7 protein-coding genes and 1 pseudogene are annotated in these 8,962 nt (G+C 35.5%); 7 read left to right on the plus strand and 1 reads right to left on the minus strand.

Features of this window, described 5'->3' with window-relative positions; translation table 11 throughout:
- Window positions 1-649 (minus strand): annotated as a pseudogene (locus KQI71_RS12110) (transposase); the annotation flags it as partial.
- Between the two features lie 231 nt (window positions 650-880).
- On the opposite strand from KQI71_RS12110, the gene trkA reads away from it, so the two are divergent.
- The 7 genes from trkA (at window position 881) to KQI71_RS12145 (ending at window position 8,587) form a co-directional block, all read left to right on the plus strand.
- Window positions 881-2,242 carry a Trk system potassium transporter TrkA gene (trkA, locus tag KQI71_RS12115; protein WP_216436377.1) on the plus strand — a complete coding sequence of 454 codons (1,362 nt, stop codon included), beginning with the start codon at window positions 881-883 and terminating at the stop codon, window positions 2,240-2,242.
- A 15-nt stretch (window positions 2,243-2,257) separates the two neighbouring features.
- Entirely contained in the window at window positions 2,258-3,712 is a 1,455-nt protein-coding gene (locus tag KQI71_RS12120; RefSeq protein ID WP_216436378.1) for a TrkH family potassium uptake protein, read from the plus strand.
- A gap of 150 nt (window positions 3,713-3,862) precedes the next feature.
- Window positions 3,863-4,339 carry a LeuD/DmdB family oxidoreductase small subunit gene (locus KQI71_RS12125; protein ID WP_216436379.1) on the plus strand — a complete coding sequence of 159 codons (477 nt, stop codon included), beginning with the start codon at window positions 3,863-3,865 and terminating at the stop codon, window positions 4,337-4,339.
- A gap of 4 nt (window positions 4,340-4,343) precedes the next feature.
- On the plus strand, window positions 4,344-5,594 hold the full coding sequence (locus tag KQI71_RS12130; protein ID WP_216436380.1) for a 3-isopropylmalate dehydratase large subunit: 1,251 nt from the start codon (window positions 4,344-4,346) through the stop codon (window positions 5,592-5,594).
- Between the two features lie 21 nt (window positions 5,595-5,615).
- Window positions 5,616-6,107 (plus strand): LeuD/DmdB family oxidoreductase small subunit, encoded by a 492-nt coding sequence (locus tag KQI71_RS12135; protein ID WP_216436381.1) that lies wholly within the window; start codon window positions 5,616-5,618, stop codon window positions 6,105-6,107.
- Window positions 6,108-6,111: 4 nt separating this feature from the next.
- Window positions 6,112-7,353, plus strand: a complete 1,242-nt coding sequence (locus tag KQI71_RS12140) for a 3-isopropylmalate dehydratase large subunit (RefSeq protein ID WP_216436382.1) — start codon at window positions 6,112-6,114, stop codon at window positions 7,351-7,353.
- Window positions 7,354-7,414: 61 nt separating this feature from the next.
- Window positions 7,415-8,587, plus strand: a complete 1,173-nt coding sequence (locus KQI71_RS12145) for a cation diffusion facilitator family transporter (RefSeq protein WP_216436383.1) — start codon at window positions 7,415-7,417, stop codon at window positions 8,585-8,587.
- Window positions 8,588-8,962: the final 375 nt, after the last annotated feature.

Here is an 8,962-nt window from a genome sequence, read left to right on the forward strand (position 1 = left end):
CTGGAAGAAGCTGATCGTTTCCCATATAATCGCGCTTCAAGCGCATAAAAGTAGCGTCATGATCTGTTTTGGAATAGCTGTTTCTTTCTTCGCCACAAATTTTTATATGACATGCATAGGTTTTCAGACGCTCCTGGTATTCCTGCAACTTTTCGAATTGTTTTTGCCGAATATCTTTTCTATGACCGCGTTCGAAAACAAACGAGCTTTCATCAAGTTTGGTTGCTTTTTTGTACATCAGTAGTAGTTCAGAAACATAATCAACCGCATACACTTCACGTTTTTCAATCTTTATTCCAAGATACCCAAGCACTTCCTGATTCATGGAATCAATTAAAAATGAAATTTTTTCAAAAACTTTCTGTCTGTTTTTTGTGCAAGATTTTTTCCATACCCAAGTATAACGATTCGCATTTGCTTCTATTTTTGTGCCGTCAATGTATGTATGCTGCAGATCCACATGATCTTTGGCAAAAATATATGCCTTAATGTCTGTGAATATTTGCTCGACAGAATCTGTCAGTTCATTTCGAATTAAGTTACCAAAAGTAGCAAAAGAAGGTGCTTTCATTCCATCAAGAAGATACAGGTAACGAATGTCGTTCCGACAAAACTTTTCAATCTCTCGTAACGAACAGATACCATTTTCCTTGGCGATACAATTCAACAGCTTTTTTCTTAAATTCGTAAGTATAACGCATAAAAATACCCCTTTTACTGGATGTCCAGTAAAAGGGGTACATATCAACCTCACGGTCTGGGCGACTTTTTTCTAAGGGAGTTTTTTTACAGCCCCTTTTTGTTTTTTTCATAGGGTATGATAGAATAAGCTGAAGGTTCAAAAAAGAATCTATTATTTATTAAATTAAGAGGTTAAAAGATGAATATTATCATTGTTGGATGTGGAAAGATTGGTTCAACGCTGGTAGAGGAATTAAGCGGTGAGAATCATGATATTTCAATCATTGATGAAAAAGCAGACATCGTTCAAAAATTAGCAAATAGATACGATGTTCTAGGTGTTATTGGAAATGGTGCTAGTTACAATATCTTAGTGGAAGCTGGAATAGAAGATGCAGATATCGTTATTGCAGTGACAAATTCAGACGAATTGAATCTATTGTGTTGTCTAATTGCTAAGAAGGCTGGAAATTGTGAGACAGTTGCCAGGGTAAGAAATCCGGTTTATTATCAGGAAATTAATTTCATTAAAGAAGAAATGGGAATTTCAATGGTATTAAATCCAGAACTTGGAGCAGCTTCTGAAATCGCAAGATTATTAAGATTTCCATCTGCGGTAGAAGTTAATGCATTTTCAAAAGGACAGGTTGAGATGCTGAAATATCGGATTCCAGTTGGCTCAAAACTAAATGGTATGAATTTGATTGATGTAAGTGATCAGTTAAATTGTGAAGTACTTATTTGTGCGGTAGAACGAAAGAAAGAATTAATCATTCCGTCTGGAATCTTTGAATTAAAAGAAAAAGATCTTATTTCTTTTGTGGCAAGACCAAATCATGCGATGGATTTCTTCCGTAAGATTGGGGAAAAGGGAAATCAAGTTCATGATACCATAATTGTTGGAGGAAGTAAGATTGCATTTTATTTATCGGAATTGCTTGTGTCAAGTGGAATCAATGTAAAATTAATCGATATTGATTATGATACATGTGAGAATCTTAGTACAACTCTCCCACGTGTTGTAGTTATTCATGGAAATGGTATGGATCATGATCTTTTATTGGAAGAAGGAATACAAGAATGTGATGCATTTATTTCTCTTACAAATCATGATGAAGAAAATATTTTCCTTTCGCTTTATGTACAGAGTCAGTCAGATGCAAAACTGGTTACGAAGGTACAGAAATTAAATTATAGTGCCATGATTGAACGTCTGGAACTTGGAAGTATGATTTATCCAGAATATTTGACGGCACAATATTTAGTACAGTATGTGCGTGCAAAACAAAATTCTATAGGAAGTAATATTGAGAACCTTTATAAATTGGTGGATGGAAGAGCGGAGGCATTGGAATTTCATATTCAAAAAGGATCACCAGTTATTGGGAAACCAATCTGTGAACTTCCAATCATTTCAAACTTGCTGATTTGTAGTATTTATCGAAATGGGAAAGCTACAATACCAAAAGGACAAGATGAGTTGAAGGAAGATGATTTGGTAGTGGTTGTCACGACCAAAAAGGGCTTGCATGATGTGAAGGATATTTTGAAAAAAGGGTAATGGGGGCACGAGGATATGAATATTTCTATGATTCGGTATGTAATAGGATTGGTAATGATCTTTGAAGGAGCATTTTTATCTCTCCCATGCATTACTGCTTTAATTTATCAGGAAAAAAAAGGATTTTCTTTTTGGATTGTCATGTGTTTATGTTTTGTAATTGGATTATTGCTAATTATGAAAAAACCAAAAAAGTCAGTTTTTTATGTAAAAGAAGGTTTTGTAACAGTTGCAGTCAGTTGGATTATTTTAAGTTTTTTTGGAGCTCTTCCATTTGTGATCAATGGTGATATTCCGTCAATGGTAGATGCTATGTTTGAAACTGTTTCTGGATTTACAACAACGGGATCAAGTATTTTGCCGGATGTTGAATCTTTAGCAAGGTGTAGTTTATTTTGGAGAAGTTTTACACACTGGATTGGTGGTATGGGTGTATTTGTTTTTGTACTTGCTGTTATGCCGTTGACTGGTGGGCAGAATATTCATCTGATGCGTGCAGAAAGTCCAGGACCATCGGTTGGAAAATTAGTACCCAAAATTCGAAAGACATCGATGATTCTTTATAAAATTTATATTTTTATGACAATCGTGATGGTATTTCTTTTACTGCTTGGAAAAATGAGTCTGTTTGATTCCCTTTTATTATCCTTTGGTACTGCAGGAACGGGTGGATTTAGTCTGTTAAATTCTGGTTGTGCGACGTATTCACCATATATACAATATGTAATTGCCATTTTTATGATGCTGTTTGGAGTTAATTTTAAAGTATATTATTTTATTTTAATCCGAAAGTTTAAAGATGCTTTTAAATATGAAGAGTTAAAATATTACCTTCTTTTTATTGGAGCATCGGTGTTAATGATTACTTATAATATTCGTCATTTGTTTCCAACGCTGGAAGAAGCATTTCGTCAGTCTTTTTTTCAGGTGTCATCGATTATTACAACGACTGGATATTCGTCAACGGATTTTAATCAGTGGCCAGAATTTTCAAAATTTATTCTTGTTATGTTGATGTTTTCCGGAGCATGTGCAGGAAGTACGGGTGGAGGAATCAAAGTTTCTCGTCTTGTGATGATGCTTAAGACAGTAAAAAAAGAATTACTCTCTTATGTACATCCAAGAACGGTAAGAAAAGTAAAATTTAATGGAAGAGTTGTGGAACATGAAGTCATTCGTGGAATGAATGTTTATTTTGTAGCATATTGTTTTATTTTTATGTTTTCTATCTTGATAATATCTCTTGATAATTTTGATCTTACAACAAATTTTACAGCGATTACTGCAACATTAAATAATGTAGGACCAGGACTTGCAAAGGTTGGGCCAACAGCAAATTTTAATGCGTATTCCAATTTATCAAAGATTGTTATGATTTTTGATATGCTGGCTGGAAGATTGGAAATTTTCCCAATGCTTGTATTGTTAAGCCCATATACCTGGAAGGGAATTTGGTTACGGAAGAAATAAAAAAGATTTTATAAAGATGCCGATTTAGAATAGGAAAATTCAAAATTGGTATCTTTTATTTTGCAGGAAATAGGAAGGAAACATAGATTTTTTTGCGATTTTATAGTATTCTAAAAAGTAAATGATTATAAAAAACAGGGAGGAATATCAATGGGACGTGTATTTAAGTTTCATAATGACGTAGATACAGATCAGATTATTGCGTCACAATATTTATTATTGCCGAATATTGAGGAGATGAAAGTTTATACTTTTGAATCCATCGACAAAGATTTTGCAAAAAAAGTAAAAGAGGGAGATATCGTTGTAGCAGGAGAAAATTTTGGATGTGGATCATCTAGAGAACAGGCTCCAAGCGTGTTAAAAGCATTAGGCGTAAAGGCTATTGTGGCAAAATCCTTTGCACGTATTTTTTATCGTAATTCCATTAACATTGGTTTGCCAGTTATTATTAGTAAAGATTTGTATGAAAAAGTAGAAGATGGAGATAACATCGATATTAATCTTTCAGAAGGATGGATTAAGACAGAGAAAGAAACCCTTCCATGTACAAAATTGCCACCTTATATGCAGAATATTCTAGATCACGGTGGATTGATTAATTTCTTAAATGAAGGGGAGGAATAAGAACATGGGAATGACCATTGGAGAAAAGATTATTGCAAGAGCTGCAAAAGTAGATCAGGTAAAGGCCGGAGAAATTCATACAATTGAAGTAGACCGCTTGATGAGCAATGACGGAACAACACATCTAACGATTGATATGTATCATAATCAGTTAAAACATCCTAAAATTGCGGATAAAAATAAACTGGTTTTTATTATGGATCATAATGTGCCGGCAGAAAATCCCAAAACAGCAGAAGCTCATAAAAAAATGAGAAATTTTGCAAAAGAACATGATATTGTTTTATATGAAGGAAAAGGTGTCTGTCACCAGATTATGGTAGAAAATTATGTATGCCCTGGTGAATTTATCATGGGAGCAGATTCCCATACTTGTACTTATGGTGCATTGGGAGCTTTTGGTACTGGAATTGGTTGTACTGATTTTCTGTATGCAATGGTGACGGGAAATTCATGGGTTTTAGTACCGGAAACAATTCGTTTTAATCTGCATGGGAAATTAAAAGAAGGTGTTTATGCAAGGGATTTAATGCTTAGCATCATTGGTATGGTTGGAGCAAACGGATGTAATTATAAGATCATGGAATTTGCCGGAGAAGGTGCACATAACCTTGATATTGATGAGCGTCTGGTTCTTTGTAACCTTGCCGTAGAAGCAGGAGCAAAAACTGGAATTGTAGAACCAGATGAAAAAGTAGTAGAATACGTGGAAAGTCGCGGAAGAAAGGCAGAAAATCTCTTTAAGAGTGATGAAGATGCACATTTTGAAAAGGTTTATGATATTAATCTTGATGAAATTCAGCCGGTTGTTGCAAGACCACATCAGATTGATGATGTGATTGCGGCAAAAGAAGTTGGGGACGTGAAGATTGATGAAGCATTTCTTGGTTCCTGCAACAACGGACGTATTGAGGAACTTCGTGTAGCTGCTGAAATTTTAAAAGGGAAAAAGGTCAGTGATAGTGTAAGATTTCTCATTGCACCAGCTTCTAATGAAGTCTATATTCAGGCATTAGATGAAGGGTTAATTGATATTTTCATGGATGCAGGTGCTATGGTTATGAATTGTAATTGTAGTGTATGTTGGGGAAGCTGCCAGGGAGTTATTGGAAAAGGTGAAGTGTTAATTTCCACGGGAACAAGAAACTTTAAAGGACGTGCCGGAGATCCGGATTCTTTTGTATATCTTGGATCAGCAGCAACTGTGACAGCATCCGCAATCGCAGGAAAAATTGTTACCGCAGATGAATTATAAAAGAAAAGGAATAAGAGAGATATGGAACAGTTTAAAGGAAAGGTTTGGGTGCTTGGAGATGATATTGATACAGATATTATCATTCCGACAGAATATTTGGCACTGCCAACCGTAGAAGATATGAAACAGTATGGATTTTCACCACTTCGACCGGAATTAGCTGGACAGATTGGTGAAGGAGATATCATCGTAGCTGGAAGCAATTTTGGCTGCGGATCATCTAGAGAACAGGCGCCGGAAATCATTAAGGCCTTAAAAGTTAAATGTGTAATTGCAAAATCTTTTGCTCGTATTTTTTTCCGAAATTCTATTAACAATGGATTGCTTTTAATTGAAAACGATAAAATTCAAGATGCAGTTAAAGAAGGAGATACAATTGAAGTAACGTTAGGTGAGAAAATTACACATAACGGTGTAGATTATGAAATTCATTCTCTTCCGGATAATCTGATGGAAATCATCAATGAAGGTGGACTGGTAGAAGCTATGAAAAAAAGAAACGGGGTGAAATAAAGATATGGGACAGACAATGATTGAAAAAATTATCAGCAGAAATATTGGTGCTGATCGTGTAAAACCTGGACAGATTGTAACTGTTAATGTTGATCGTGTGATGATTCATGATATCTTTATTCCATTTGTGGCAGAGAAATTTGAAGAAATGGGATTTACCAAATTATGGGATCCAGATAAAGTTGTTTTAATTTATGATCATATGGTACCAGCAAGCACAACCGATGATATCCGTCATTTTAAGATCGGAGATGCATTTGCAAAGAAATATGGCATGAAAAACGTTCATCACAGTGACGGAATCTGTCATCAGCTGATGACGGAGTGTGGTTATGCAAAACCTGGAAACATTGTATTTGGTACAGATTCACATACAACAACTTATGGTTGTGTTGGATGTTTTTCTTCTGGAATCGGATACACAGAAATGGCGGCTATTCTTGGAACTGGAGAGATGTGGGTAAGAGTTCCGGAAACAATCAAAGTTGTGATTAATGGAAAACTTCCTGAAAATGTAAGTTCTAAAGATATTATTTTACGATTGATTGGTGATTTGACAGCTGCGGGAGCTACTTATAAAGCCTTGGAATTTTCAGGAAGTACAGTAGATGAAATGAGTGTGGCTGCAAGAATGACGATGTCTAATATGGCAATCGAGGCTGGGGCCAAGGCAGCACTATTTGCACCAGATGAAAAAACAGCTGAATATTCTAAGGTCAATCTTTCAGATGTTGATTGGATTTATGGAGATGATGATGCACAGTATTGTCAAACAATTACTTATCAGGCAGAAGATCTTGTGCCTGTTGTTGCATGCCCTTCTCAGGTTGATAAAATCCGTGGTGTAAAAGAAGTTGAAGGAACAAAACTTGATCAGGTTTTTATTGGCTCTTGTACAAATGGTCGTCTGGAGGATTTGAAGGCAGCAGCAGAAATTTTAGATGGGAAGAAAGTTGCAGACTATGTAAAATTGATCGTAACACCTGCAAGCCGTAAGATTTATAAACAGGCAGTTGATGCTGGATACATGAAGATTCTTGCAAAAGCAGGAGCAATTATCACGCATCCTGGATGTGGACTTTGCTGTGGACGTGCCGGAGGAATTCTGACGGATGGAGAACGTGTATTAGCAACAAATAATCGTAACTTCTTAGGAAGAATGGGGACATCCAAAGTAGAAATCTATCTTGGATCACCAAAAACAGCAGCAGCATCCGCAATTGCAGGAAAAATTGTAGAAGCTTAAAGGTGAATATTTGAATGGGAGTCTTAAAAGACTCCCTTTTGCTATATTTAAGGAGTTTTATATGACAAACTTATTAATTTCATTATTTATAAAGAACAAGGATCGTGTGGAGGACAGCAATGTACGGAATGCTTATGGAAAAATGGCAGGAATCGTTGGAATTATGTGTAATCTGTTTTTATTTGCAGGAAAATTTTTTGCTGGAGTAATTACTGGTGCTATTTCTATTACTGCCGATGCTTTTAACAATCTGTCAGATGCAGCATCCTCTATTATCACTTTGGTTGGATTTGATATGGCGGGGAAACCTGCAGATAAAGATCATCCTTTCGGACATGGAAGAATGGAATATGTCTCGGGACTTGTTGTTTCTTTGCTAATTCTTATGATGGGTGTGGAACTGTTTAAAAGTTCCGTAGGAAAAGTATTGCATCCAGAGGTAATTTCCGAACAATGGATTTCTTATATGATTCTTGTTGTGTCGATTTTTGTAAAATTCTGGATGTATATGTTTAATCGTAGCATTGGATGGAAAATTCATTCAGAAACAATGAAAGCAACGGCTTCTGATAGTTTAAATGACTGCGTCTCAACGGCAGCAGTTTTTGGAGGAATGCTTATTTTTCATTATTTTCATCTGAATGTCGATGGAGTGGTAGGAATTGTTGTTGCATGTTTTGTTTTATGGGGTGGTTATGAATCCGTCAGAGATACATTAAATCCATTACTTGGAGAATCACCGGATCCAGAATTAGTTACAAAGATTAAAGAAATGGTTTTACGCCATGAAATGGTGATTGGAGTTCATGATATTGTTGTCCATGATTATGGTCCTGGAAGAAGAATTGTATCTTTACATGCAGAAGTGCCAGCAACAGAGAATATTATGGAAGTTCATGATGTTATGGATCATATAGAGATGCGCTTAATGGAAGAATATCATTGTGAGGCAACGATTCATATGGATCCAGTTGTAACAAACGATGAAGAAGTCACAGAAACAAAAAAAGAAGTACAAGATCTTGTAAAAGGTTATGATCCAGATTTGTCTATCCATGATTTTCGAATGGTAAAAGGAGCAACCCATACGAATGTAATCTTTGATCTTCTGATTCCTTATGGGAAAAAATATCAACAGGAGAAAGTAGTAGAAGACATTAAGAAAAAAGTAAAAGAAGAAATGCCGGGGAATCATTATGCTGTCATTCGAGTAGATCGAGGAGAGCAATATTAAAAAGAAAAGGGAAATATTTATTAAGGAGATTCGGATGGAGATTTGGTTAAAATTGTAAAAACATTAATAGACTGCTGATTAGCAGTCTTTTTTCACTTTATAGGAAAGACCGCCGTTGGCGTTCAGTTGAATTGAAAATAGCCCGCACAGAGGCGGGCATGACAAATAAACGGTTGCCAGTTTAGAAGATATAGAAACCTTCATATGTCTATTATGCAGGAAAATGAAGCAAAAGAAAACCCCCACCCCTCAAGATGAGGGCACTGAAAAACATACCATTTTTATTTTGACTTTAATAAAAAAAGAAAAAAACCATCAGAGTTTTTATGATTCTGGTGGATTTTTTGTTAGGCGAAATATAAATTGCTTGTTTTT

The organism is Anaerostipes sp. MSJ-23 (assembly GCF_018918155.1).
Taxonomy (GTDB): Bacteria; Bacillota; Clostridia; order Lachnospirales; family Lachnospiraceae; genus Anaerostipes.

Coding starts and splice junctions, on each gene's coding strand:
- KQI71_RS12120 (WP_216436378.1), top strand. CDS start 2,258: ATGAATATTTCTATGATTCGGTATGTAATAGGATTGGTAATGATCTTT.
- KQI71_RS12125 (WP_216436379.1), top strand. CDS start 3,863: ATGGGACGTGTATTTAAGTTTCATAATGACGTAGATACAGATCAGATT.
- KQI71_RS12135 (WP_216436381.1), top strand. CDS start 5,616: ATGGAACAGTTTAAAGGAAAGGTTTGGGTGCTTGGAGATGATATTGAT.
- KQI71_RS12145 (WP_216436383.1), top strand. CDS start 7,415: ATGACAAACTTATTAATTTCATTATTTATAAAGAACAAGGATCGTGTG.
- KQI71_RS12140 (WP_216436382.1), top strand. CDS start 6,112: ATGGGACAGACAATGATTGAAAAAATTATCAGCAGAAATATTGGTGCT.
- trkA (WP_216436377.1), top strand. CDS start 881: ATGAATATTATCATTGTTGGATGTGGAAAGATTGGTTCAACGCTGGTA.
- KQI71_RS12130 (WP_216436380.1), top strand. CDS start 4,344: ATGGGAATGACCATTGGAGAAAAGATTATTGCAAGAGCTGCAAAAGTA.